Here is a 24,076-nt window from a genome sequence, read left to right as displayed (position 1 = left end):
GCGGGGCACGGCAGGAATCACGTTTTGCCAGTCGAACCGCAGTGCCGCGCGTGTGGACCGCTGCCGGGCACGATCATAGTCTTATCGGCGAACCACGTTTCCAGGAGGCGACACCATGACGATTGATTTCGAGATCCCCGCCGACGCCAAGGCCGTGCGCGCGCGCGTGCGCCAGTGGGTTCAGGATGAATGCATCCCGGCCGAGAAGCGCCTGACCGATGGTGCCGACTACAAGACGGTGCTGGCCGAGCTGCGCGCCAAGGCGCGTGCGCAGGGCCTGTGGTGCCCGTTCATCCCCAAGGAGCATGGCGGCATGGGCCTGGGCCCGCTGGCCAACGCGCTGGTGCAGATGGAATTGGGCCAGAGCCATCTCGGCGCGCTGTCGATGAACACGCAGGGACCCGACGACGCCACGATGTTGACGCTGCTGGAGCACGGCACGCCCTTGCAGAAGGAGAAGTTTCTCAAGCCGCTGCTGAACGGCGAGAAGCGCATCTGCTACTCGATGACGGAGAAGGCCGCCGGTGCCGATGCCACGGGCATGCAGACCCGCGCCGACAAGGTCGGCAACGAGAAGTACATGCTGAACGGCGAGAAGTGGTTCTCGTCGGCGGCGACCGCGGCCGACATCGCGCTGGTGATGGCCAGGACCGATCCCGACGCGCCGCGCCATCGCCAGTTCTCGACCTTCCTGGTCGAACTGCCCAGCCCGGGCTACCGCATCAAGCGCAACATCCCGACGATGGCGATCGAAGGGCCGCTGACCCATGTCATGGGCGGCGGTCATGCCGAGATCGAGATCAAGGATCTCGAGGTCCCGGCGGAGAATCTGCTGGGCGGCGAGGGCAACGGCTTCAGCATGGGCCAGCATCGGCTGGCCTACGGCCGCCTGCGGCATGGCATGCACAACGTCGCCATGGCGCAGCGTGCGCTCGACATGGCGACCCAGCATGTCACCAGCCGCTCGACGTTCGGCAAGAAGCTCGACGAGCGCCAGGCGGTGCAGTTCATGCTGGCCGAGTGTGCGAGCCAACTCTACATCGCGCGCCTGATGCTGCTGCACATCGCCTACAAGGCCGAGAACAAGATGGATATCCGTCAGGAGAACGGCATCGCCAAGGTGTTCCTGGCCAATATGGTGCACAAGGTCGTCGATACCGCGATCCAGCTGCACGGCGCGCTGGGTTACTCCCAGGACACGCCGTTGGCCGGCTGGTACACCCGCATCCGCTCGCAGCGCCTGGTCGACGGACCGGACGAGGTCCACAAGTGGACCACCGGCCGCAACATCATCAAGGCCTTCAAGGCCACAGGCACCACGGCGGGCGCCTGCGGCGGCGATCTGCTGTAGCGCCAGCGAAAGCGGCGGCGACCGACGCTAGTTGGTCGCCAGCGGCGTGTTATCGCGCAGCAGCATCACGCGGAACAGTTCGCTGCGATCTGCGGGCAGGCGGTCCAGCAGGGCCGCCATCAGCTCCGGCTCCTCGATCGCCTGCGCGTAGAGCGAGCGGATATCCTTGAAGTGCGTGAAGACGGTTCGCGTCGCCACGCCTGAGATGGAGGCGACATCCGGCGCGGTCGGTCGCATGACCCCGCGCCGCATCAGTGTGCGGCAGGCGTTGACCATCTTGTCGTGCGTGGCGCGGCCTCGCAGGCGCCGGCCGTCCTGTGGCGACTCGGGCTCGCCACCGAAATCGAGATCCATACCATTGGCTTCTGGCTGGGCGTGAGACACGGACACCCTCCCCATACGCGGTTACGAGGGGGCGGTTGATGCAGTCCGAATGCGGCGTATCGTGGAAACTGTCACGGCAATGCAGAGGCGACTTTTTGTTGCTTTCATGACGGCTGTCAAAGCCTCACCACAGCTCAGGGCGATCCGATATCCGCAAAGGAAGCCGCAATTTCCCGGCCTTTTTATTGTGTTATCAAATCATTAGTAACCTAATTTATTTTGTCGGTCTATGGCCTGAATGCACTTAGCGGCCGCGTTCCAGGACACAAAGTAGGGCAGAGCGCAGGTTCGCATCGCGGATCGGTGGACTGCCCATCCACAGGCCGGGGTACATCGCCTCGGGATCGCTCAGGAAGGTGTCGAGCCTGTCGCGGGTCCAAACGTCACCCCGGTCGCGGGCGGTCCGCAGGGCTGGCGAGTAGTCGAATCCCGGATCGCCCGCGACCGGCCGGCCGACCACGCCAGCCAACTGCGGCCCTGGCCTGGTGCCGGCATCCGGCGTCAGGGCATGGCAGGCCTGGCACGGCGCAAAGGCCTGCGGGGCGCAGTCCTGGGCCTGGGCGCTGCCGGCAATGGCCAGCAAGACAACCGGGACGCACCAGGACCGCATCGCTCAGGCAACGGGCTTGTCGATGACGACGATGCGGTTGGTCCCCGATTCGCCGCCCCAGGCCTCACCGGGCCGGCCCGCCATCTGGCGCACGTTGGCGCCCGGCTTGTCCGACGGGAAGGACAGGAAGGTCTCGGTGGACGGATCGAAGCGCACGATGGCGTTGGCGGCGAAGTCGGTCAGCCAGACGGCGTCGCGGTCATCGACATAGACCGAGTAGCAGCGCGGCCGCTCGCCGGGCAGCTTCCACGTCTTCCAACTGCTGTTCCTGGGATCATGGCGGGAGACGTTGCCGCTGTTCCATTCGCTGATCCATAGCCGGCCCTGGCTGTCGGACCACACGCGGCGCGCGCCTTGCTGCGGCGTCGGCGGTTCGACCAGGCGGGGCGTGCCCGAGGCCAGGTCGATCTGGGCCAGGTGGTTGCCGGCCAGCGACACGTACCAGATGGTGCCTTGGGGCGTGCGCGTGATGCCGTAGGGGCCATAGCCGCGCGGGGCGTCCCACACCTGCATGTGCTCCCGGGCAGGCTCGAAGCGGCCGATGATGCCGCTTTGGCCGGTGAACCACAGGATGCCGCTGGTGTCGAAGACCAGCGTGTTGAGATTGGCGCTGGGTTTCTCGGCCGGCAGCTTCCAGAGCCGCACGCGATGGTCGCGCGCATCGACGCGGGCAATCGCGTTCTGGCCGCCCTCGGTCACCCAGGCTGCGCCGTCGGGCCCGATCACCACGCCATGCGGCGCCGCGTTGGGGCCCAGGGGGATCACCTTCAATCCGCCATCGCGTGGATCGAGCAGGTTCAGGGTGCCGTCGCGCTGGCCGCAGAACCACACGGTGCCGTCGGCGTTGCAGGCCACATCGCGCGAGCCCGACCCGGCACGCACGCCATAGGTGCGGATGCGATAACCATGCTGTTCGCGGGTGTCGACGGCGGCTCGCGCCGGTGCGGTGATCATCGCCGGGGTCGCCAGTGCGCCGGCGGACAGGGCAAGCAGACGACGTCGCTGCATCAGAGCCTCCCTGCGGGAAAAAGGGCTCGGGAAGCGCAGTATGGGACGATTTGATGCGCTTGCCGGATCACATGCAGGTCATGTCACACCGGCTATGCCATGAAAGTTCTTTCCATCGGTTGCACCGGGGCGGCACTATTCGCGCGGGCGCCGATTCGGCAGTCAGGGGCCGCCTGGCGCTGCGTCGTCGACTTTTCCCTGTCACATGTGCCCACCACTGTTGTCGCCCGTTGCCGCCCGGCCGGGCCGCATTCCTCTGATCAACCGGAGCCTGTCGCCATGTCCACTGCCGACCCCAACCGCGTGATCCTGACCGGCGAGAACCCGTTCATCCGGCTGAGCGCCAAGGACGGTGATCCCAACACCACCGACGCCAGCTACTGGCGCATCCTGTTCAGCCCGGCCGGACCGGGACACGTCCTCTATCTCAAGAGCGAGCTGACCGAGAATCGCTGGCGGATCTACTCCGACAACATCGCCATGACCCGCTGGCTGCAGAAGACCGTGCAGGGCATGCTCAACGCCGAACTGCTCGACACGACGATCGCGGTCACGGATGCCACCTTCGACAAGTCGGGCGATCCGCACTATTTCTGGACCGAGCACGTGTCGGCGCCGGGCGAGGAAATCGCGCTGACCTGGCACGATATCGGCGATCCCCTGCTGATCCACACGCAGCCCAACGCCACGCCGGGCCGGCCGTACGGCGTGTGCACCGTTCTCATCCCGTCGCTGGCCGCCCGTCTGACGCGCAACGGTGTCCAGGCCAAAGGCAGCCCGTGGGCGCGGGAGCGCGAGGGACGCCCCTTCAGCACCTGCGCCCTGGCGTTTTCCGAGAGTTGGACGGAAGCCCGCTGACGCGCAGACGGGCGTGCGTCGAGTGATCGGCGCACGCCCGCGTCGGTGCCTGCGCAGCCACGCCGCTCACTTGCGGCTGTTGTGCGAAGGCCTGTATTATTGAGTGGCGCAAGTCTGACTTAACCAATGTGAATGCTTTATCCATTTGAATATTGGCAAGGTATTACGGGGAAGCTGAGCGAGTCGGTTTCCTGCTTCTATGGCTCATGGGACGAACGATCGTGTGGCTTCGTCCGGCGGGGCCACAAGCCGTGAGCCTTTTGCGCCACGGGCTGTACTGGCGCGACCATCTACGCTGGTACGAGCGCGCCAGCCTGGTCGTCTGGTGGCTTGGCCTTTTCGTGTTCCTCGCCAGCCTCTCCGTTGCGACCGCTCTGGCGTATATCTCGCGGTTTGATCGGGCAGGCATCCAGGGCGCATTGGCCGTTGCCCTCGTCGGTCTGTCCGTGTTGCTGGCCACCCGGCTCCTGTTGTTCATCGCCATCCGGCGCCGCCGGCGCAAAAGCGTGCACGGCTACTAAAATCGCTTGGCTTTGAGCGTTGAGCCGCCTCGGCAAAAGTCATGCCGGGTCATCAAGGCTGCCCGCCTGCCGGAAGATTAATACTTTCAATATCAATGCATTAATACGCTCGTGCGTATTTTTGGATCTATGTTGATTATATAAAAAGTAATTCGACAGAAATCATCACCGAACACGGTATATTTTGTCTACGGCTATCCTATTGAATTAATGTGTGAAATTCACTTTCATGCATGAAAGTGCAATCGATGTCGTGATCCGCGAGAAAGCAGATCATCAATTTTCCTCATCGATTGGGTCAATTGGGGGCCACCGCCACAATGAGCGCACAACGGGTCCGTCTGGGCGGAGGCGCGCCGTCGTGGCCGCTTGAGTCTCGCCGGTCGTCGTGGGGTGACGGGTCTGTGTCGCTGCTGGCGCTGGCCGTCGGCATTGGACTGCTGACGGTGGCCGCTGCGCCCGTGGCCGGCCAGACGCTGCCGACGGGCGGACGGGTGGCGGCCGGATCGGTCACCATCGGGCAGCCGGTGGGCGGTCAGATGACCGTGCGCCAGACGACCGATCGGGGCGTCGTCAATTGGCAGACGTTCAATGTCGGCGCGGGGGGCCGCGTCGACTTCCAGCAGCCGTCCGCGTCGTCGGCCACGCTCAACCGGGTTACCGGCAGTACCGGTTCGGTCATTGCCGGCCAGCTCAGCGCCAACGGCCAGGTCTTCCTGGTCAACCCCAACGGCATCCAGATCACGCCGTCGGGCGTGGTGCGCGGCGGCGCCTTCGTGGCATCGACGCTGGATATCAAGAACAGCGACTTTCTGGCCGGTCGTACGGTGTTCGAGGGCAAGGGCCGGTCGGGCAGTGTCGTCAACCAGGGCACGATCGAGGCCGCACCGGGCGGCAGCGTGGTGCTGATGGGCGGCCGCGTCGTCAATGAGGGCACCATCACGGCCAACGGCGGTCGTGTCGGGCTGGCGGCGGGTGAGCGTGTGGTTGTGGACCTGCAGGGCGATGGCTTCCTGCAGGTGTCGGTGCCGACGGCCGACGCCGACCGGAGCGAGGCGCTGATCAAGCACACCGGGCGCATCCAGGCCAATGGCGGGCCCGTGGCGATGCGCGCGGCGACGACGGCCGACGTGGCGCGGGCGGCCGTCACGGTCTCGGGCACCGTCGAAGCGCGCACGGTGATGCGCACCGATGGCGGCGTGGTGTTTGGCGCCGATACCGTGGCGCCGCCGACCAAGACGCCGGTCACGGTGCAGCGCGGCAAGGTGGACATCGATGGCGGGCCCGGCGGTTCGGTGAAGACATCCGGCCGCATCGCGGCCAGCGGCGGCACGCAGCGTGGCGGCGACATCGGCATCAGCGGCAACGCGGTGACGACGACGGGTACGCTCGACGTGTCGGGTGGCACCGTGGGCGGCACGATCACGGTCAACGGCGGCACGCGGCTGGATGCATCGGGCACATTCCTGGCCAGCGGCGTCACGACAGGCGGGCGAATCGACCTGACGGCGGACGATGTGCGGGTGACGCAGGCGAGCCTGCTGGCGACCGGCGGTCATGTCGGCGGGTTGATCCGTATCGGCGGCGCCTTCCAGGGCGGCGCACCGCACGACCTGTCGCCGGCGCTCCGGGCGACGTACGTGACGCGCTGGGCGGACGCACCGGCGCTGCACAGCGCGACGCAGACACGGGTCGCCAACAGCGTGACCATCGACGTGTCGGGCGGCAATACCGGCGGCACCGCCATCGTGTGGGCCAACGGCACGACCTGGATGAACGGCGTGGTGCGCGCGACCGGTGCGTCGTCGGCCGGTTCGGTCGAGATCTCGGGCAAGGAGAACCTGGCCTTCGTCGATCTCGCCAAGCTCGAGATCGGCGCCGGCGGTCAGCTTCTGCTCGATCCCAAGAACATCGTCATCGACAACGGCGGCAGCGCGAGCGTCAGCGGGAACGACGCGTTCGGCGAGAACAGCTCCGGCGTCGCCTTCATCGCGCCGAGCAGCCTCACGGCCATCCTCGACAAGGGCACCAGCGTCACGCTGCAGGCCAACAACGACATCTTCGTCAACAACGGCTGGAGCGCCAGTGGCCCCGGCAGCAACAACGGCGGCAACATCACGTTGGAGGCCGGCCGCAGCATCATCATCGCCGCCGGCTCGGTGATCACGACCGACAACGGCAGTATCACGCTGATCGCCAACACCAGCAACAGCAGCAGGATCACCGGTCAACGCGATGCCGGCGCCGCGACGATCGACATGCGCGGCGCAACGATCCTTGCCGGCACGGGTGCTGTCACGATCACGATGGGCAACGGCTCGACCGGTGGCGACATTCGCCTCGGCACGATCACCACCGTGAACAGCGGTAGCGTCCAGAACATTGCCGTGGCGATGGCTTCGGCGGGTGGCAGCGTCGAACTGAACGGCAATCTGACGTCCGGCGACAATATCGCCCTGCCGGACCGCAACATCATCGTGGGCGCCAACAGCGTGCTCACCAGCGGCACCGGCGATAGCATCAGCTGGTTGGGCGAAGCAAGCGGCAAGACCATCACGGGCGTCCTTGGCGGCGAGACGATCCGCTTTGTCGAGGGCAGCACGGTCACCCGCATCGGCGTCATGGATAAAGCCGACGCGGCACGGCTGAGCTTCGGGCCGGGCGGGAGTCAGTCGCGCCCCTACGGCGATCCCAATCCCAGCTTCGATGCGCCCGTTCTGACGGCGGGCAGCCTGCGCGCTGGTGACACCCTGGCGACGCTGCTGGTGTCCGGGTCGGTCCAGGTCGACTACCCCAGCGGGGCGCCGACCGCGACCACGAGCGCCGGCACTAGCCGGAGTTTCTCTATCAGCGACACGGCCAGCACCGCCTTTGCCGGCGGCAAGAGTGGCTACTTCCTGAACACGAGCACCGTCAGCGGCACGCTCACCATCGCGCGGCGCCCGATCACGGTGACGGCGGATGCCAAGACCAAGACCTACGGCAATGCCGATCCGGCGCTGACCTACCAGATCACGTCCGGCAACCTGGTGAACGGCGACGCGCTCAGCGGGTCCCTGTCGCGCGTCAGCGGCACCAATGTCGGCACGTATGCGATCAACCAGAACAACCTGACCAACAGCAACTACAACATCACCTATGTCGGCGCCAACCTCACCATCGGTGCCCGCCCGATCACGGTGACGGCCGACGCCAACAGCAAGATCTACGGTAATGTCGATCCGACGCTTACCTACCAGATCACCGCGGGCAATCTTGTCGGCGCCGATGCGCTCGGCGGCAGTCTGGGGCGCGCACCCGGTGAGAACGTCGGCCCCTACGCCATCAACCAGGGGTCGCTCGCCAACAGCAACTACGCCATCACCTTTGCCGGCGCCAACCTGACCATCAATCGCCGTCCGATCACGGTGACGGCCCAGGCCAAGACCAAGGTATATGGCGATGCCGATCCGGCGCTGACGTACAGTGTTGGCGGCAGCGGTCTCGCGTTTGCCGACACGCTCTCCGGCAGCCTGGCGCGCAATTTAGGCCAGAACGTCGGCACCTACGCGATCCTCCAAGGGTCACTGGCCGCCAGCAGCAATTACACGCTCACCTATGTCGGCGCCAACCTCACCATCGGCGCCCGTCCGATCACGGTGACGGCGGATGCTAAGAGCAAGACCTACGGAAATGCCGATCCGGCGCTCACCTACCAAGTCACGTCGGGCAACCTGGTCGGCGGCGACACGCTCTCCGGTGGCCTGGCGCGCAATCCAGGCGAGAACGTCGGCGCCTACGCCATCCTTCAAGGATCATTGGCCAACAGCAACTATGCCATCACCTATGTCGGCGCCAATCTCACCATCGGCGCGCGCCCGATTACGGTGACGGCCGATGCCGGGACCAAGATCTACGGCAATGTCGATCCGACACGGACCTATCAGGTCACATCGGGGAGCCTGGTCGGCGGCGATACACTCTCCGGTGCGCTGACCCGCACCGCCGGGGAGAATGTCGGGACCTATGCGATCCTGCAGGGATCGTTGGGCAACAGCAACTACGCCATCACCTATGTTGGCGCCAACTTCGCCATCACCGCCCGCCCGATCACCATCACCGCCGATGCCAAGACCAAGACTTACGGCGATGCCGACCCGGCGCTGACGTATCGGATCACATCCGGTGGCCTGGCCTTCAGCGACACGCTGTCCGGTGCGCTGACCCGTAACGCCGGTGAGAACGTCGGTGCCTACGCCATTCTTCAGGGGTCGCTGGCCGCCAGCAGCAACTACGCCGTCACCTATGTCGGCGCCAATCTCACCATCGGTGCACGGCCGATCACGGTGACGGCCGACGCCAAAAGCAAGGTCTACGGTGATGCCGATCCGGCGCTGACGTACCGGATCACGTCCGGGAGCCTGGTCGGCGGTGACACGCTCAACGGGGCTCTGTCGCGCGTGTCCGGCAACGCTGTCGGCACCTACGCCATCAACCAGAACACGCTGACCAACACCAACAACCCCAACTACGCCATCACCTACGTCGGCGCCAACATCATCATCACCGCGCGCCCGATCACGGTGACCGCTGATGGCGGAACCAAGATCTACGGCAATGTCGATCCGACGCTGACCTACCTGGTCACATCGGGGAGCCTGATCGGCGGCGACACACTGTCCGGTGCTCTGACACGTAACGCCGGGGAGAACGTCGGAACCTATGCGATCGTGCAGGGGTCGCTGGGTAACCCGAACTACGCGATCACCTACGTTGGTGCCAACTTCACGATCACCACGCGCCCGATCACCATCACCGCCGACGCCAGGACCAAGACCTACGGCGATGCCGATCCGGCGCTGACGTACCGGATCACGTCCGGCAGCCTGGCCTTCGCCGACACGCTGTCCGGCGCTCTGGCCCGCAACGCCGGGGAGACCGTCGGTGCCTACGCGATCCTGCAAGGGTCGCTGACCGCCAGCAGCAACTACGCCGTCACGTATGTCGGCGCCAATCTCACGATCGGGCAGCGGCCGATCACGGTGACGGCCGACGCCAGGAGCAAGATCTACGGCGACGCCGATCCGGCGCTGACCTATCAGGTCACATCCGGGACCCTCGTTGGTGGTGACACGCTGTCCGGTGCGCTGACCCGCAACGCCGGGGAGACCGTCGGAGCCTATGCGATCCTGCAGGGATCACTGGGCAACAGCAACTACGCCATCACCTATGTCGGCGCCAGCCTCGCCATCGGCGCGCGTCCGATCACGGTGACGGCCGATAGCAAGACCAAGACCTATGGCGATGCCGATCCGGCGCTGACCTACCAGATCACGACCGGGAACCTGGTCGGTGGTGACACGCTGTCCGGTGCACTGACCCGCAACGCTGGCGAGAACGCTGGGGCCTATGCGATCCTCCAGGGATCGCTGGGCAACAGCAACTACGCCATCACCTATGTCGGCGCCAACCTGACCATCGGCGCGCGCCCGATCACGGTGACGGCCGACGCCAGGACCAAGATCTACGGCGACGCCGATCCGGCGCTGACCTACCAGGTCACGTCGGGCAACCTGGTGGGCGGCGATACACTCTCCGGCGGTCTCACGCGCAATGCGGGCGAGAATGTCGGCGCCTATGCCATCCTTCAAGGATCATTGGCCAACAGCAACTACGCCATCACCTACGTCGGCGCCAACCTGACCATTAGCGCGCGTCCGATCACGGTGACGGCCGATGGCAAGACCAAGACCTATGGCGATGCCGATCCGGTGCTGACCTACCAGGTCACGTCGGGAAACCTGGTCGGCAGCGATACACTCTCCGGTGGTCTGATGCGCAATGCAGGCGAGAATGTTGGCGCCTATGCGATCCTCCAGGGATCACTGGGCAACAGCAACTACGCCATCACCTATGTCGATGCCAATCTCACCATCGGCACACGGCCGATCACGGTGACGGCCGATGGCAAGACCAAGACCTATGGCGACGCCGATCCGGCGCTGACCTATCAGGTCACGTCGGGAAACCTGGTCGGCAGCGATACACTCTCCGGTGGTCTGACGCGCAATACGGGCGAGAACGTCGGCGCCTATACGATCCTGCAGGGAACGCTGGCCAACAGTAATTACGCGATCTCCTACGTTGGTAGCGACCTCACGATCGCACAGCGTCCGATCACCGTAACGGCCGATGCCAAGACCAAGACCTATGGCGACGCCGATTCGGCGCTGACCTACAGTGTCACCAGTGGCAATCTCGCTTTTGCCGACACGCTGTCGGGTGGCCTGAGCCGCCAGCCGGGCGAGAATGCCGGTATCTATGGCATTGTTCAGGGTTCGCTGAACAACGCCAACTACGTCATCACCTATGTCGGCGCCAACTTGACGATCACGCCCGCCGTGCTGAACGTCGTCGCCGATGCCAGGACCAAGGTCTATGGCGATGCCGATCCCGTGCTGACGTTCGCGGTGAACGGCTTTAGGTTCGCCGATTCGGCCGCCACCGTGCTCGGCGGCGGCCTCAGCCGGAGCCCGGGCGAATCTGTGCTGGGCGGCCCCTATGCGATCGGCCAGGGCAGCCTCGCGGCGAACGGCAACTACACGCTGGCCTACACACCGGCAGCCTTGACCATCACGCCGCGCCCGCTGACGGTAACGGCCGACAGCCACACCAAGATCGCGTTGTCGCCCGACCCGACTTTCACGTGGCGTGTGACGGCGGGCAACGTCGTGTTCGGCGACACCCCGACGGGAGCATTGGCCCGGTCATCATCCAGCGATGCGCCCGGCGCCTACCCGATCACCCAGGGTACGTTCAGCTTCGGATCGAACTATGCACTGAGCGTCGTCGAGGGCGTGCTGACCATCCAGCCGCTGCCGACCGGTCCGCTGCCGGGCATCACCGTTGTCGGCGCGACGCTGCCGGGGGCGGGCGGCAATGGCCCACTGGACGGTCTCTACGGCGAGCCGTCGTCGGCGCCGGTCACCTGTAAGATCGGCAAGCAAGCCACACTGATTTGCGGTACATTCTGAGCCTCGCAATGAGGTAACGAACAACAGAACGGGCTCGTCGGATGATCGCAAAATCGGTTGTTGTGTTGTTGGCTGGTACAGCCTTGGCAATGGTTGCTGGACCGTCGTGGGGGCAAGCGCCGACGGCGCCGGCGCCCACCACGCCGGCGCCATCGTCCTCCCCCAGCGCGGCAGCGCCACCTCAGGCGCCGGCCAAGCCGACCAAGCCTGCCTACGAAGTGAAGGGCTTCCGGTCGGCCAATTTCGGCATGACCGAGGCGGAGGTCCGGGCCGCGATCCAGAAGGATTTCGGGGTTAAGCCCGATGACATCCGCCAGACCTCGAACGCCATCGAACGCACGGCGGCGCTGATGGTGTCGGTGCCGTCGCTGGATCCCGGTCCCGGTCCGGCAACCGCGATCTACATTCTCGGCTATCAGTCCAAGAAATTGATCCAGGTCAACGTGGTGTGGTCGCGCGAGGCCAAGAACGACAAGGACAAGGTCGATACCGGGCCTTACATCGTCGCCGGCGTTCAGCTGGTGAACTACTTCAACGAGTTTGGCTGGCGCGACGGACGGGTCAATCTCGGTATTCCCATCGGTCCCAGCACCCTGCTGCTGTTCGCGGCGGAAGACGAGAAGACAGGCGCCGTCCAGGTCGTGGCCGATGGTGTGGCTGTCGAACGCAAGGCCGAGGGCCGTATTGAAGCGGCGCCGCAACCCGGCGGACAGGCCAGTCTACGGGTGAGCTACATCGCCAACCGGACCACTCCCGATATCTTCAAGCTCGAGCGGGGGCGTTTCTAGGCAATTGATCGAATTTTTCAGCGAAAGCCGCAAGCTCCGGGGGGAGCCGAAGCAACGGAGAAAATTGCTGTAGATCTTAAAAATTGGGGCAATGGGGATGAACAAGTGGTTGGCCAGCAGCATGTCGCTGCTGGTTCTGGCGTGCGGCGGCGCGGCCGTCGCACAATCGGTGCCGTCACCGGGCCAGTTGGCCCCGCGTACAGGACCGCCGGTGCAGGCACCGACACCGGGTACCATCACCATTCCCGAGGCGTCTCCGGCGGCGGCGCCACCGGGCGCCGACCGGGTCGAGGTCACCGTTGGCCAGATTCAGGTCGATGGCGGGTATCTTCCGCTCGATGCCGATACGGCAGCGGCGGTCGCGGGTGTCACTGGCAAGCGGGTGGCGGTCTCGCGGCTTTATGAGGTCGCTGCGGCGATCGAGCGTTACTACGCCTCGCAGGGCCATTTCCTGACCCGCGTCGTCATCCCGCCGCAGCAGGTGCGCGACGGGCAGACACTGCGCCTGCAGATTGTCGAAGGTTTCATTGAACAGGTCGACGTCGCGCAGCTGCCGGGTGCGGTGCGCGATCGCATCAGTCGAGTGCTGGCCGGCCTGGTCGGGGAGCGGCGTCTGAAGCTTGGTGTGCTGGAGCGCAAGCTGCTGCTGGCCGGCGATACGCCCGGCACGGCATTGCGATCGACGATCACGCCGGGCGGCAGGGAGGGTGGAGTCAAGTTGGTGGTCACGGCCGAGCATCGCCCGGTCACGGCCGAACTCAGCGTCGACAACGGCTATTCCAAGCCGTTCGGCCGGACCGTGATCTCGACCAGCGCCGCGATCAATTCCGTGTTCGGTTTCGGCGAGCAGTTCTACGCCAACGTCGCCGGACCGCCGGGCAAGGGTTGGATCGCCGGCGGCAGTGCCCGCCGTCTGGGCGCGGTGGGCACGCTGATCCCGCTAGGCGATGACGGCCTGGTGCTGAATGTCGAGGGTACCTGGTCGACGACCCGGCCGCGGCTGCCGGCCGGATCGCTCGCTACCGAGAGCGACTATGCCCGCTATTCGGTTCGCTTCATCTATCCGTTGATCCGGTCGCGCACCGAGAACCTGACACCGCGGCTGACTTTCGATGTCATCAACGAAACCCAGAAGGCACCGGAATTCGGCGCCACGCTGTACGAGGACCGCATCCGCCCGCTGCGCATCGGCGCCACCTGGACGCGCAGCTTCGATACAGACACCACGGTATCGCTGGGCGGCGACTTCTCGCAGGGTCTGCCGATCTTCGGCAGCCGCGGCCGTCGCGATGCGACGCTCGACAAACCCATCTCGCGGGCCTTCGCCGATGACGACTTCTCCAAGATGGAGATCAATGCCCGCGTGGTGCAGCGTCTGCCGGCCTCGTTCGCGCTGGATGCCTCATTCTACGGCCAGTACGCCTTCGGTGGCTCGCTGATCAACGCCGAGCAGTTCACCCTGGGCGGGCCGCGCCGGCTGAGTGGATACGATGTCGCGACCTTCGCCGGCGACAGTGGTTGGCTGGCGCGGCTGGAACTGCAGTATGCCGACGCTTTCAACCTGACTCCGCTGCGCGGCCTGGTGGTACCGTACCTCTTCGCGGCGCGCGGCAAGGTGTACGTCGACAAGCCGACGGCGCTCGAGCGTTCGAGCGTCGGTGCGACATCGCTGGGTGTCGGCCTGCGGACCAACCTGGCTGGCATCGAACCGGTCGGACGCGACGTTGAATTCCAGGTCGAGGTCGCGCGGCAATATACCGACCGCGGTGCGTCACACCGCGATAAATGGCGCGTCTACATCGCCGGAACATTGCGGTTCTGAGCGCGGGCTGCTGTATAGTGTCCATGGTGAGTTCGTCCAACCATGAAGACCCTCGCGCGTGACCCATGCCTGCCTTTATTCAAGATCTCGAACGCCAGGCGCAGGCGGCGGCGCGCAATGAGGCCGATTTCCGGCTCCAGATGCGCGATCGCCTGGCACAGCTCGAGGCGGCGCGAGTCGCCGCCTACCGTCGTCTCAACCTGCTGAAAGGCATGGCGGCCGCCGTTGCCGGTGCGGCCGAGGAGGCCGGCGCGCTGGAAGCCGGCGTCGATCATGTGTGCACCCGGACCGACTGGTCGGCGGCCAACGCCGCCTATGCCGAGGTGCGGGCGCGCCTGATGCCGGTCGCGGTCGCGATGTGGGCCTGCGATCATCCGCCGGCGGACGCGCCGGCGCCGGCGCTGCAGGCGCCGATCCTGGCCTTCACCTCCTTCGAGGCCTGGTACCGGGCCCGCTTCGACGTCGATTTCCTGTCGCTGCTGGCAAGCGACGCACCGACCTTCCAGTCGGTGGTGGACTTCTGAGCCGCCGATGTCGGCGGCCTTCGATGCGTGGTTGCGCGAAACCTATGCTGCCACCAAAGGCTTCACGGCCTTGCTGCTGCTGGTCAAGACCGACGCCCGCACCATCTGGCCGCTGGGTTCATCCTACGCCAACGTCATTGGCAACGAGTTGACGTGGTCCGAGTTTCGCCGGCTGCTCGACCGCTCCGACCTGTCCTGGAACGCCGTGGCGATCTTTCCGGCCGCCGCGGCTGCCGGCGGTCCGCTCAACGACACCGAGGCGCGGGCGCGGCTCAAGCAGGTCCAGGACCGGGTCATCGCCAACCATGCCGCCGTCAACGAGGGCGTCTTCTTCGATCGCAAGGGGCGGCCCCTGCGGCTCGATCCCCTGTCGTCTTAAGCACGTCATCCGGCGCCGCAGCCGTCGAACTTTTCGCGCGCCATCAAATCCAGGAAGCCGGGCACGGCCTCGGCGGCGGTCAGCAGCACGGCGCGCGCTGCGGCCGCATCGTCGGGTTGGATTTCGACGAACCAGCCCGCGCCATACATGTCCTTCTCCAGCCAGCGCGGGTTTTCCATCAGGTCCTCGTTGCTGGCGACGATCATGCCGGCGAAGGCGACTTTGGCCGCTGACACCAGCTTGCCCGACTCGATCACGGCGCAGGCATGGCCGGCCAGCACATGGCGGCCGGCGCGCTTGGGCGTTGCCGCCGCGATCGAGCCCGCCATGCCGACCGCCACCATGGTGCCGCCGATCCGGTAGGCGCCGTCGGGCAGCGGCTGGTACCACAGCATCTCCTCGACGTCGTACAGCAGTGCGTCGGGTAGCAGGCAGCCCTTGACGATGGCCATGGTGATCGCTCCGTCAGTACGTCAGTACCCGCGTGTCGTCGTCCATGGTGCGTTCGACCATATAGGCGGCGCCGACCAAGCCGGTACATTCCGGGATCAGCTCGTCCTGGGTGAACCCGTGCAGGTCGAGATTGGTCGAGCAGGCCAGGAACCGCGCGCCATGCCCGTGCGCTTCGCGGATGAAGTCATAGACGGTCTTGCCCGACCCGGGCTTGATCTCGATCGCCGCCGCCCGGCCTTGGCGCATCAGTTCGCCGGCGGCGCCGGTGCAGATGACCTCGACCTCATAATCCATCGCCGCCGCCACCGCCGCCTGGTATAGCGGCGCGCCCAGCTCCGCGGGGTTGCGCGGATCGCTGTTGATCAGAATGATGGTGAGCCGCCGGGGCATGCCTCACCATCGCGCCGGGCCGGGCGAACGGCAAGGGGATGTTCATGGCGGATGGAGCGACGGACGGCGTGGCTGTGCGGCTGATCGATGCGGGCCGCCTCGCGCCGCTGCAGGCGCAGGCGATCCACCACGGCGTGGCCGATGCCATGGCGCTGGGGCATGAGCCTGTTGTCGTGCTGGCCGACCCCGAGACACCCTTCGTCAGCATCGGCGCGCACCAGGACGTGTCGCGCGAGATCGACCTGCGCTTCTGCCGCCACAACGACCTGCCGGTCCTGCGCCGGGCCACCGGTGGCCCGGCCCTGTGGTTGGCGCCCAACAACATGATGGTCCACATCATGGTGCCGCGTGCCCGGCCCGAATCGAGCGGGCCGGTCGGGCCGCTCTACGTCCGTTTCGTCGAGCCGCTGCTGCGGACATGGCAGGCGTTCGGGATCCCCGTCACGCGTGCCATCTGGGGCGGCGTCGAACTGGCGCGCTATCGTGTGGGCGGTCTGCAGATCGGTTTTGTCGGCACCACGTTGATGGTCGGCGCCAGCCTGGTGACCGACTTCGATCCCGATACCATCGCGCGCCAGGCAGGTCTGCCGTCCGATGTGATTCGCGGACGGATCGGCGACGTCATCCGCGAGCAGCTGGCGCAAGCGGGGCAGGCGCCGGATCGTACCGCGGTCAAGGATGCCCTGCTGGCGCATCTCGGCAGCCTGCTGGGATGGACCCTGCAGGATTCGGCGTTGCGCGATGACGAGCGGGCTGCCGTCGCGCGGCGCGAGGCGCAGATGGTCCAGATCCGCCATCTTCACGCCGCCGGTCAGCGACTGGCCAACGCCGACCAGCGGGCGAGGGACGGGCTGACGGTGGTCAATTGCGCCCATCGCGGTACCGGCGGGCTTGCCCATCTGCGGCTCCTGGAGCGCGCCGGCGTGATCGAGGAGATCGAGATCACCGGCGAGCTGCTGCCGCTGTCGTCCGACGGGTTGGACAAGCTGGCGGCAAGGCTCGTTGGCTTGCGCCGCGCCGCGCCGGACCTGGCGTTGCGGATTCAGAACGGACTCAATCTGGCCGGCCTGGAACTGCCGGGTCTCACGGCAACCGAGATCGCGATGATTCTCAGGTCGGCCTAGAGCAGTTTACGCTTGGTAGAAGCGTGTCGGGACTCACCGCCGTCGTCCTGAGCGCAGCGAAGGACCTTGCGGTGAATCGTTCAAAGATTGATGGCGCTGGTGATCATCAGCGCCACCTGTGCTGCACTCAGAGGATATAAGCTTTGTCGCTTCGCGCTGTCATTCCGAGCGTAGCGAGGAATCTTTCGGCAGTTTCTGGGCCGTTCACGGCCGGAAAAAGATCCCTCGCTACGCTCGGGATGACAGCGTGGACCCATAAGATCACAGGCTGTCAGGACGACGGCGGCGGTCGACCATGCTTCTCCGTTTCGATCAAGACGGTTGTGCGACCAAATGGCGATGCGCGAGTCCGCAGTGGCGCGCATCAAGTGCCCGTCGGGTTACCCGGTCGCTTTCCGCTCGTCGCGAACAGCGTCGAATTGCCTTGCCGGCCACGGCGAGATCTCTAGGCTCATCGCATCAGCGCAGCGTCGTGTGAGTCCTCCGGCAAAGGAGATCGCCATGGCGACCTGGACACCCGATCCCAGTTTCTATCCCTCGCCGCGCATGGCGATGAAGGCGGCGCCGGAAACGCTGGCCTATGTCGCCGCCTTCGATCCCGAGCGCAAAGTGCCCGACGCGATTGCTGTCGTGGACGTCGATCCGGCCTCCAGCAGCTATGCGAAGATCGTCGGCACCACGGCGATGCCCAATGTCGGCGACGAGCTGCATCACTTCGGTTGGAACGCCTGTTCATCCAGCCTGTGCCCCAATGCGCCGCACCCGCATATGGAGCGGCGCTATCTCGTGGTCCCGGGCCTGCGCTCCTCGCGCATCCATATCCTCGACACCAAGCCCGATCCGCGGCAACCCAGCATCGTGAAGGTGATCGAGCCGGCGGAAGTGGCCGAGCGCGCCGGCTACACGCGGCCGCACACCGTGCATTGCGGCCCCGAAGGCATCTACGTTGCCGCCCTGGGCAATCGCGAGGGCAAGGGACCGGGCGGCATCTTCCTGATGGACCACCAGAGCTTCGACGTGCGTGGCCAGTGGGAGATGGATCGCGGGCCGCAGCATTTCGCCTACGACGCCTGGTGGCATCTGGGCCATGACACCTTGGTCACCAGCGAATGGGGTACGCCCGATACGTTCGAGAACGGCCTGATCCCCGAGGTGTTGCTGGGCGCGAAGTATGGCCGCCGCCTGCATTTCTGGGATCTGCACAAGCGCAAGCACCTGCAGACCATCGACTTCGGCGACAAGTACCAACTCGTTTTCGAGCTGCGCCCGGCGCACGATCCCACCAAGGCCTACGGCTTCGTCAACTGCGTGATCAGCCTGGAGAACCTGTCGTCGTCGATCTGGACCTGGTACCGCGACGGCGACAAGTGGGCGGTGAAGAAGGTGATCGAGATCCCGGCCGAACCGGCGAGCGAAGACGACCTGCCGCCGGTGCTGAAAGGCTTCAAGGCTTGTCCGCCGCTGGTCACCGACATCGACCTGTCGATGGACGACAAGTATCTCTATGTCGCCTGCTGGGGCACCGGCGACCTGCAGCAGTACGATGTGTCCGATCCGTTCAACCCCAAGCTCACCGGCAAGGTGCGCATCGGCGGCATCGTCTCGCGCGCGGCGCATCCGTCGGGATCGGGTCCGCTCAGCGGCGGCCCGCAGATGGTCGAGATCAGCCGTGACGGCAAGCGCGTCTACTTCACCAATTCGCTCTACGGTGCCATCGATCCGCAGTTCTATCCCGCCGGCATCGAGGGCTGGATGGTGAAGCTCGACGCCGCCCCGGCCGGCGGCATCGCGTTCGACCCCCGGTTCTTTGTCCAATGGCCCAAGTCGCACCGCCCGCACCAGGTTCGCCTGCAAGGCGGCGACTGCTCATCCGATTCGTACTGCTATCCATGAGTCCCTCTCCCGCACGCGGGAGAGGGAGGCGCCCACGCGCAGCGTGGGAGGGTGAGGGGCCAAGGACTCCGCGCCGTGCGTGAAGCCCTCACCCGCGGCTGCACGGCGACCTCTCCCGCTTGCGGGAGAGGTGAAGACCCATGACCGACCCCTGGCCCTGGCTCACCCTGGCCGGGCTGGGTGCGTTCCATGGCCTGAACCCGGCCATGGGTTGGCTGTTCGCGGTGGCGCTGGGCCTGCATCGGCGCGATCGCCGCGTCGTGTGGCTGTCGCCGCTGCCGATCGCCCTGGGTCACGCGCTGTCGGTGGTGATCGTCGTCCTGCTGCTCGTGTGGGCCGGCGTCATGATCCCGCCGCGCGCGGTGCGGATCGTGGCCGGCGTCGCGCTGATCGGCTGGGCGATCTACCATTGGCGCTTCGGCTCGCGTCACCGGGTACGCGTCGGCATGCGCACTGGCATGGCCGGCCTGGCGCTGTGGTCGTTCCTGATGGCCACCGCCCACGGCGCCGGCCTCATGCTGTGGCCGGTGCTGATGCCGCTCTGTTTTCCAGCCGGCGCGCCGGCGCCGGGCAGCACCGATCCGTTCGTCACGGCCCTGCTGGGGGTTGGTGTGCATACGCTGGCGATGCTGTCGGTGACGACAGCCATCGCTATCGCCGTCTACGAATGGATCGGGCTGGCGATCCTGCGCAGCGCCTGGATCAACGTCGACCTGATCTGGACAGCAGCCCTGATGGCTGCCGGCGCGTGGTTGCTGCTGGGATGAAACGCCTACTCCTTGATGAACGTCGCGACGGCTTCGGCCAGGTCCTCGCCGTAGAGGTCGAGGAACTGGTGATCGGCGCCGTCGACGGTGACGATCCGCAGGCGGTCGGATGCCGGCGGCAGGCGGCGATCGAGACCGCGCACCACCTCGTCGTTGCCGGCGATCACCACCAGGGTCGGATCGCCGATGCGCGCCAACAGCGTCGGCGTGTCATGACGGCTCAGGCCGGTGTAGTTGTCGAGGAAAGTCCGTGGCGCCACGGCGGCATCGCGGCAGGTGAGGAACCCGATCGGCCGCAACAATGTATCGGGTGCGGCGCTGCGGGTGATCGCGCCCGCCAGCAGCGCCGCCAGCGGAATGCCGTAGGTTTTCTCGTAGCCGGTGGCGACCTCGCCGGGTTCGGACACTGCGGGCGCGATCAGCACGACGCGGCGCACGCCGGATACGGTATGGTTGGCGAGCGCGTAGGCTACCTGGGCGCCGCCGCGCGAATGGCCGGCGAGATCGACACGCGCGGCGCCGCGCTCCTTGGCCCATTGCGTCCAGGCGCCGATCTCGCGTGCCGTATCGTCCAGCATATGGCGGTGCGGCGTGGCGCAGTCATAGGGACCGCGACGGTCGTTCAGACCCAGCGACAGCGTGATGGCGAGGCTGCCGACACCACGCTCGGCGAGGCCCTTCTGCAGTGCCGCCATGATCTCCATGCGCCCGTGCATCAGCGTGCCGTGCACCAGGACAACAAGGCCGCCGCTGATGTCGCCACCGGCCGGCAGCGTCAGGTCGGCGTTGAGCGTGCGGCCGTCGTGCTGCAACTGCACCGCCTCGGCGCGGGCGTACCCGGGCGTGGTCAGCATCGCGGCGAGCACGGTCAGCCATGACAAGGCGCGCATCGTTTCAGCCCGACCGCACGGAACGGCGCCCGTTCGCTGCCCCCGTTCCCGCCGCGCTCTTCGTCTTGCCGGGCCGCGGGGCACGCGGCCCGGCGGCGGCGCCATTCGCGCGTTTCGCCCGCGGCGGACAGAAAATCGCCGCCAGGGTCTCCAGCAGGCGTGCCGCCGAGGGATCGGCGACCCGGTAATAGACCGATTGCGCATCGCGCCGGGCGGCGAGGATGCCGAGCTTGCGCAGGCGCGCCAGGTGCTGCGACAGAGCCGACTGGCCCAGCCCGACTTCGCTGGCGAGTTCGCCTACCGAACGCTCGCCATCGGCCAGCGCGCACAGCATCATCAGGCGGCGGTGGTTGGCGAGCGCCTTCAGCAGCTGCGCCGCATTCGCCGCGCTGCGCTCGAACTCTTTCCTGTCGATGCCGTCCAGCATGGTTCCCTGTTGCAAAGCACTTTAGAGGTTTCTAATATTAGCGACAATTGAAATAAGAACGGGCGAGGGAATGTCGGCATGACCGGTCGGGTCGGTCAAGCAGTGCGTGGCACGCTTCTGGCGGCCGCCGTCCTGGCGACCAGCCCGGCGATCGCCCGTGCTGCCGATCTGGTGATGTTCCACTCCAAGAGCTGCCCGTGGTGCGCCGCCTGGGATCGCGACATCGGCAAGGTCTACGACAAGACCAAGGAAGCCCGGGTGCTGACGCTGCGCCGTGTCGATGCCGACCGTGAAACCGACGGCGGCGTGAAGCTGGCGCGGCCGGTGGAGGTGACGCCGACCTTCGTGATTGTCGCTTGCGGCCGGGAGATCGGCCGCATCATCGGCTATCCGGGCGAGGATCATTTCTGGGGCCTGCTGGGCAAGGAGATCGAACGCAACCGGACAGCACTTGCCGCCAAGTGCTAAAAAAAGCGGCCGGGTGACGGACCCGGAACGAGGGGAAGCGAAGACGATGGGGATCAAGCGTAGTGGACGGCTTGCCACGGGCATGGTTGTCCTGGTGATGACAGCAGCAGCGGCCGGCAGTGCCCTGGCGCAGCCCAAGGCACCGGCGCCCTTGCATGTCGAAGGCTCGGCGGCGCCCGAGCCGTGGAAGCGTTATGGCGGCTGGAACACGGCGCGCTGGGATACCTACAATACGCTGGCCAGGCGCGACCTGACGCCGCCGCCGGGCAAGGAAATCGAGCTCACCGGCGCCATCACGGGCGATGCCAGGAAGGGCCAGGAGCTGGCGTTTTCCCGCACCCGCGGCGGCGGCTGCCTCGCCTGCCATGTGATGGGCACGTCGACCCAGGAGGCGCCGGGCAATTTCGCGCCGGACCTGTCGGAGATCGGCACGGCCGGCCGCACCGATCAATGGCTGTTCAACTACGTCTTCGACGCGCGCGTCTATAATCCGGAGACATCGATGCCGCCCTGGGGCGCGCACGGCTTCTACACTCAGGATGAAATCCGCGACATCGTGGCGTTCCTCAAGACGTTGAAGACGCCGGCGGCGTTCAAGAGCGCGCTCGACGATCCGGGCAAGCGGCCGACACCGGTCGAGGACCGCGATGCGCTCGATCCGTTCATCAACCCGGCCGCCGAGCGCATCGAGGTCGGCCAGGCGCTGGCCGCCAAGACGATGGCCAACGGCAAGAGCTGCGTGTCGTGCCACGCCGATCCCAAGGCGACATTCGCGGGCTGGGCGACATCGATGCCGAAATGGGAGCCGCGGCTCAACAAGGTGCTGGGCGTCGAGGAGTTCATCTACCGTCACGCCAAGGCGACCCTGGAGGTCGACTGGCGCATGCAGAGCACCGAGAACACCGACCTGACCATCTTCCTGCATTCGCTGTCCAACGGCCGTGAGATCCGTGTCGACGTCTCCAGTCCCGAGGCCAAGGCGGCGGTGGAGCGTGGCAAGAGCCTGACCGAAACGAAGATCGGCCAGCTCAACTTTGCCTGCGTCGACTGCCACACGCCGGAGAAGGGCGCCTTGAAGTGGCTGCGCGGCCAGTGGCTGGGCGAGTTCCGCGGCCAGCTCGACCACTTCCCGACCTGGCGCACCAGCCGCGGCAGCGGCGAGACGTGGGACGTGCGTAAACGCTTCCAGTGGTGCGCCGTGCAGGTGCGCGCCAACGAGTTGCCGCCCGATGCCAAGGAATACGGCGATCTCGAAATTTTCCTGAAGAGCCTCAACCAGGGCCTCAAGCTCACCGCGCCGAACATCCGGCACTGAGGGAACGACGATGCAGCGTCTGTCATTCCGAGCGAAGCGAGGAATCTTTCCTGTCAGGACAAGATCCCTCGCTTCGCTCGGGATGACGGGCGCCTGGGACGACACGTATCGATGGAGACTAGGTGATGAATGACACCATCAACCGCCGGCGCGTCATGGTGGGCGCGCTCGGCATGACCGCCGCCGCGGCGCTGGCGTCGATCTTCGCGCGACCGGCGTCGGCAACGCCCGATACCGCCAAGCAGCTGCTGCAGACCCTGATCAAGGGCGAGCCCAAGGAAGGACGCGTCGCCGTGAAGGCGCCGGAGATCGCCGAGAACGGCAACGCCGTGCCGGTCACCGTGTCGGTCGAAAGTCCGATGACCGACAAGGATCACGTGAAGGCGCTGCACATCGTGGCCGACGGCAACCCCAACCCCGGCGTGGCCTCGTTCACGTTCACGCCGGCTTCCGGAAAGTGCGAAGTGCAGCTGCGCGTGCGCATGGCGCAGACCCAGAAGATCGTCTGTGTCGCCGAGATGAGCGACGGCAGCCTGTGGAGCGCCGCGCGTGAAGTGAAGGTTACCATCGGCGGCTGCGGCGGCTGAGCGACAGGAGAATACCATGGCCGACGACATCAAGCCGCGCATCCGCATTCCACAGAACCCCAAGAAGGGCGATGTGCTGGAAATCAAGACGCTGATCACCCACCCGATGGAGTCGGGCCAGCGCAAGGATTCCCAGGGCAACACGGTACCGCGCCGCATCGTCAACAGCGTTGCCGTTACCTACAACGGCAAGCCGGTGTTTTCGGGCAAGCTCGAGCCGGCGATTTCCGCCAACCCGTACCTGTCGTTCTTCGTCAAGGTCGAGGAGAGCGGCACGCTGGCCTTCGAGTGGAAGGACGACGACGGCTCGGTCTACACCGCCGAACAGAAGATCGCGCTGACATGATGATCCTCCCCACGCAGTGGGGAGGTGCCCCGCAGGGGCGGAGGGGAGCTGACGTGGTCTCTGTAACGGAGACGCCGTGCGGTCCCCCTCCGGCCTTAGTGCGACCGCAGCACATGGGTAACAGATTGTACTCAGCACATGGGTGACAGTTTTCTCGC

22 protein-coding genes are annotated in these 24,076 nt (G+C 66.0%); 15 read left to right on the top strand and 7 right to left on the bottom strand.

The window, feature by feature from the left end; genetic code table 11:
* The first annotated feature begins 115 nt into the window (after nucleotides 1–115).
* Nucleotides 116–1,351, top strand: coding sequence for an acyl-CoA dehydrogenase family protein (locus tag FQU96_RS40955; RefSeq protein ID WP_146547218.1), 1,236 nt, complete (start codon nucleotides 116–118; stop codon nucleotides 1,349–1,351).
* A gap of 27 nt (nucleotides 1,352–1,378) precedes the next feature.
* On the opposite strand, the gene FQU96_RS40950 is transcribed toward FQU96_RS40955, so the two are convergent.
* The 3 genes from FQU96_RS40950 to FQU96_RS40940 form a co-directional block, all read right to left on the bottom strand.
* Nucleotides 1,379–1,705 carry a hypothetical protein gene (locus FQU96_RS40950; protein WP_146547217.1) on the bottom strand — a complete coding sequence of 109 codons (327 nt, stop codon included), beginning with the start codon at nucleotides 1,703–1,705 and terminating at the stop codon, nucleotides 1,379–1,381.
* Nucleotides 1,706–1,979: 274 nt separating this feature from the next.
* A complete protein-coding gene (locus FQU96_RS40945) occupies nucleotides 1,980–2,318 on the bottom strand; it encodes a cytochrome c family protein (RefSeq protein WP_146547216.1) in 339 nt (112 codons plus the stop codon).
* Between the two features lie 30 nt (nucleotides 2,319–2,348).
* The gene (locus tag FQU96_RS40940) at nucleotides 2,349–3,353 is read right to left on the bottom strand and encodes an SMP-30/gluconolactonase/LRE family protein (protein WP_146547215.1); all 1,005 of its coding nucleotides are present in this window, start codon (nucleotides 3,351–3,353) and stop codon (nucleotides 2,349–2,351) included.
* Nucleotides 3,354–3,632: 279 nt separating this feature from the next.
* Here FQU96_RS40940 and FQU96_RS40935 point away from each other — a divergent pair, with 279 nt between their 5' ends.
* The 7 genes from FQU96_RS40935 (at nucleotide 3,633) to FQU96_RS40905 (ending at nucleotide 15,258) form a co-directional block, all read left to right on the top strand.
* On the top strand, nucleotides 3,633–4,211 hold the full coding sequence (locus tag FQU96_RS40935; protein WP_146547214.1) for a hypothetical protein: 579 nt from the start codon (nucleotides 3,633–3,635) through the stop codon (nucleotides 4,209–4,211).
* Nucleotides 4,212–4,462: 251 nt separating this feature from the next.
* Nucleotides 4,463–4,732: a hypothetical protein gene (locus tag FQU96_RS40930; RefSeq protein ID WP_146547213.1), complete on the top strand. Its 270-nt coding sequence runs from the start codon at nucleotides 4,463–4,465 to the stop codon at nucleotides 4,730–4,732.
* Between the two features lie 404 nt (nucleotides 4,733–5,136).
* Nucleotides 5,137–11,745 carry an MBG domain-containing protein gene (locus FQU96_RS40925; protein ID WP_178131157.1) on the top strand — a complete coding sequence of 2,203 codons (6,609 nt, stop codon included), beginning with the start codon at nucleotides 5,137–5,139 and terminating at the stop codon, nucleotides 11,743–11,745.
* 83 nt (nucleotides 11,746–11,828) lie between these two features.
* Entirely contained in the window at nucleotides 11,829–12,533 is a 705-nt protein-coding gene (locus FQU96_RS40920) for a hypothetical protein (protein WP_146547211.1), read from the top strand.
* A 97-nt stretch (nucleotides 12,534–12,630) separates the two neighbouring features.
* Complete coding sequence (locus tag FQU96_RS40915; RefSeq protein WP_178131155.1) at nucleotides 12,631–14,355, top strand: ShlB/FhaC/HecB family hemolysin secretion/activation protein; 1,725 nt, start codon at nucleotides 12,631–12,633, stop codon at nucleotides 14,353–14,355.
* Nucleotides 14,356–14,420: 65 nt separating this feature from the next.
* Nucleotides 14,421–14,879: a hypothetical protein gene (locus FQU96_RS40910; protein ID WP_146547209.1), complete on the top strand. Its 459-nt coding sequence runs from the start codon at nucleotides 14,421–14,423 to the stop codon at nucleotides 14,877–14,879.
* Nucleotides 14,880–14,886: 7 nt separating this feature from the next.
* Entirely contained in the window at nucleotides 14,887–15,258 is a 372-nt protein-coding gene (locus FQU96_RS40905; protein ID WP_146547208.1) for a hypothetical protein, read from the top strand.
* 5 nt (nucleotides 15,259–15,263) lie between these two features.
* Here FQU96_RS40905 and FQU96_RS40900 read toward each other — a convergent pair whose 3' ends face one another.
* Together FQU96_RS40900 and FQU96_RS40895 are read right to left on the bottom strand one after the other, a co-directional pair.
* Complete coding sequence (locus tag FQU96_RS40900; protein WP_146547207.1) at nucleotides 15,264–15,710, bottom strand: glycine cleavage system protein H; 447 nt, start codon at nucleotides 15,708–15,710, stop codon at nucleotides 15,264–15,266.
* 13 nt (nucleotides 15,711–15,723) lie between these two features.
* A complete protein-coding gene (locus tag FQU96_RS40895; RefSeq protein ID WP_146547206.1) occupies nucleotides 15,724–16,101 on the bottom strand; it encodes a DsrE/DsrF/DrsH-like family protein in 378 nt (125 codons plus the stop codon).
* 44 nt (nucleotides 16,102–16,145) lie between these two features.
* On the opposite strand from FQU96_RS40895, the gene FQU96_RS40890 reads away from it, so the two are divergent.
* From FQU96_RS40890 to FQU96_RS40880, 3 genes are all read left to right on the top strand, one after another.
* A complete protein-coding gene (locus FQU96_RS40890; RefSeq protein ID WP_146547205.1) occupies nucleotides 16,146–17,225 on the top strand; it encodes a hypothetical protein in 1,080 nt (359 codons plus the stop codon).
* A 501-nt stretch (nucleotides 17,226–17,726) separates the two neighbouring features.
* Nucleotides 17,727–19,118 carry a selenium-binding family protein gene (locus FQU96_RS40885; protein WP_146547204.1) on the top strand — a complete coding sequence of 464 codons (1,392 nt, stop codon included), beginning with the start codon at nucleotides 17,727–17,729 and terminating at the stop codon, nucleotides 19,116–19,118.
* Nucleotides 19,119–19,258: 140 nt separating this feature from the next.
* A complete protein-coding gene (locus tag FQU96_RS40880; RefSeq protein WP_146547203.1) occupies nucleotides 19,259–19,885 on the top strand; it encodes a hypothetical protein in 627 nt (208 codons plus the stop codon).
* A 5-nt stretch (nucleotides 19,886–19,890) separates the two neighbouring features.
* Here the strand turns inward: FQU96_RS40880 and FQU96_RS40875 are convergent, their stop codons facing one another.
* Nucleotides 19,891–20,775: an alpha/beta hydrolase gene (locus tag FQU96_RS40875; protein WP_178131153.1), complete on the bottom strand. Its 885-nt coding sequence runs from the start codon at nucleotides 20,773–20,775 to the stop codon at nucleotides 19,891–19,893.
* 4 nt (nucleotides 20,776–20,779) lie between these two features.
* Nucleotides 20,780–21,202: a helix-turn-helix transcriptional regulator gene (locus tag FQU96_RS40870; RefSeq protein WP_146547201.1), complete on the bottom strand. Its 423-nt coding sequence runs from the start codon at nucleotides 21,200–21,202 to the stop codon at nucleotides 20,780–20,782.
* A 78-nt stretch (nucleotides 21,203–21,280) separates the two neighbouring features.
* Here FQU96_RS40870 and FQU96_RS40865 point away from each other — a divergent pair, with 78 nt between their 5' ends.
* The 4 genes from FQU96_RS40865 to soxZ all read left to right on the top strand — a co-directional run bounded on the left by FQU96_RS40865 (nucleotide 21,281) and on the right by soxZ (nucleotide 23,918).
* Entirely contained in the window at nucleotides 21,281–21,670 is a 390-nt protein-coding gene (locus FQU96_RS40865; protein ID WP_255468868.1) for a hypothetical protein, read from the top strand.
* 46 nt (nucleotides 21,671–21,716) lie between these two features.
* Entirely contained in the window at nucleotides 21,717–22,985 is a 1,269-nt protein-coding gene (gene soxA, locus FQU96_RS40860) for a sulfur oxidation c-type cytochrome SoxA (protein WP_255468867.1), read from the top strand.
* A gap of 125 nt (nucleotides 22,986–23,110) precedes the next feature.
* Nucleotides 23,111–23,572, top strand: a complete 462-nt coding sequence (gene soxY, locus FQU96_RS40855) for a thiosulfate oxidation carrier protein SoxY (RefSeq protein ID WP_255468866.1) — start codon at nucleotides 23,111–23,113, stop codon at nucleotides 23,570–23,572.
* A 16-nt stretch (nucleotides 23,573–23,588) separates the two neighbouring features.
* Complete coding sequence (gene soxZ / locus FQU96_RS40850) at nucleotides 23,589–23,918, top strand: thiosulfate oxidation carrier complex protein SoxZ (protein ID WP_146547200.1); 330 nt, start codon at nucleotides 23,589–23,591, stop codon at nucleotides 23,916–23,918.
* Nucleotides 23,919–24,076 lie beyond the last annotated feature (158 nt).

The organism is Reyranella sp. CPCC 100927 (genome assembly GCF_007859315.1).
Taxonomy (GTDB): domain Bacteria; phylum Pseudomonadota; class Alphaproteobacteria; order Reyranellales; family Reyranellaceae; genus Vineibacter.
The sequence above is the reverse complement of the archived record's forward strand: the minus strand, read 5'-3'. Positions and strand labels throughout refer to the sequence as shown.

Excerpts from the sequence above, each read along its gene's own strand:
- FQU96_RS40895 (WP_146547206.1), bottom strand. The coding sequence starts at position 16,101 with ATGCCCCGGCGGCTCACCATCATTCTGATCAACAGCGATCCGCGCAAC.
- FQU96_RS40950 (WP_146547217.1), bottom strand. The coding sequence starts at position 1,705 with ATGGATCTCGATTTCGGTGGCGAGCCCGAGTCGCCACAGGACGGCCGG.
- soxZ (WP_146547200.1), top strand. The coding sequence starts at position 23,589 with ATGGCCGACGACATCAAGCCGCGCATCCGCATTCCACAGAACCCCAAG.
- FQU96_RS40935 (WP_146547214.1), top strand. The coding sequence starts at position 3,633 with ATGTCCACTGCCGACCCCAACCGCGTGATCCTGACCGGCGAGAACCCG.
- soxY (WP_255468866.1), top strand. The coding sequence starts at position 23,111 with ATGAATGACACCATCAACCGCCGGCGCGTCATGGTGGGCGCGCTCGGC.
- FQU96_RS40880 (WP_146547203.1), top strand. The coding sequence starts at position 19,259 with ATGACCGACCCCTGGCCCTGGCTCACCCTGGCCGGGCTGGGTGCGTTC.
- FQU96_RS40870 (WP_146547201.1), bottom strand. The coding sequence starts at position 21,202 with ATGCTGGACGGCATCGACAGGAAAGAGTTCGAGCGCAGCGCGGCGAAT.
- FQU96_RS40890 (WP_146547205.1), top strand. The coding sequence starts at position 16,146 with ATGGCGGATGGAGCGACGGACGGCGTGGCTGTGCGGCTGATCGATGCG.
- FQU96_RS40865 (WP_255468868.1), top strand. The coding sequence starts at position 21,281 with ATGACCGGTCGGGTCGGTCAAGCAGTGCGTGGCACGCTTCTGGCGGCC.
- FQU96_RS40875 (WP_178131153.1), bottom strand. The coding sequence starts at position 20,775 with ATGCGCGCCTTGTCATGGCTGACCGTGCTCGCCGCGATGCTGACCACG.
- FQU96_RS40910 (WP_146547209.1), top strand. The coding sequence starts at position 14,421 with ATGCCTGCCTTTATTCAAGATCTCGAACGCCAGGCGCAGGCGGCGGCG.
- FQU96_RS40905 (WP_146547208.1), top strand. The coding sequence starts at position 14,887 with ATGTCGGCGGCCTTCGATGCGTGGTTGCGCGAAACCTATGCTGCCACC.
- FQU96_RS40915 (WP_178131155.1), top strand. The coding sequence starts at position 12,631 with ATGAACAAGTGGTTGGCCAGCAGCATGTCGCTGCTGGTTCTGGCGTGC.
- soxA (WP_255468867.1), top strand. The coding sequence starts at position 21,717 with ATGGGGATCAAGCGTAGTGGACGGCTTGCCACGGGCATGGTTGTCCTG.
- FQU96_RS40940 (WP_146547215.1), bottom strand. The coding sequence starts at position 3,353 with ATGCAGCGACGTCGTCTGCTTGCCCTGTCCGCCGGCGCACTGGCGACC.
- FQU96_RS40885 (WP_146547204.1), top strand. The coding sequence starts at position 17,727 with ATGGCGACCTGGACACCCGATCCCAGTTTCTATCCCTCGCCGCGCATG.
- FQU96_RS40900 (WP_146547207.1), bottom strand. The coding sequence starts at position 15,710 with ATGGCCATCGTCAAGGGCTGCCTGCTACCCGACGCACTGCTGTACGAC.
- FQU96_RS40955 (WP_146547218.1), top strand. The coding sequence starts at position 116 with ATGACGATTGATTTCGAGATCCCCGCCGACGCCAAGGCCGTGCGCGCG.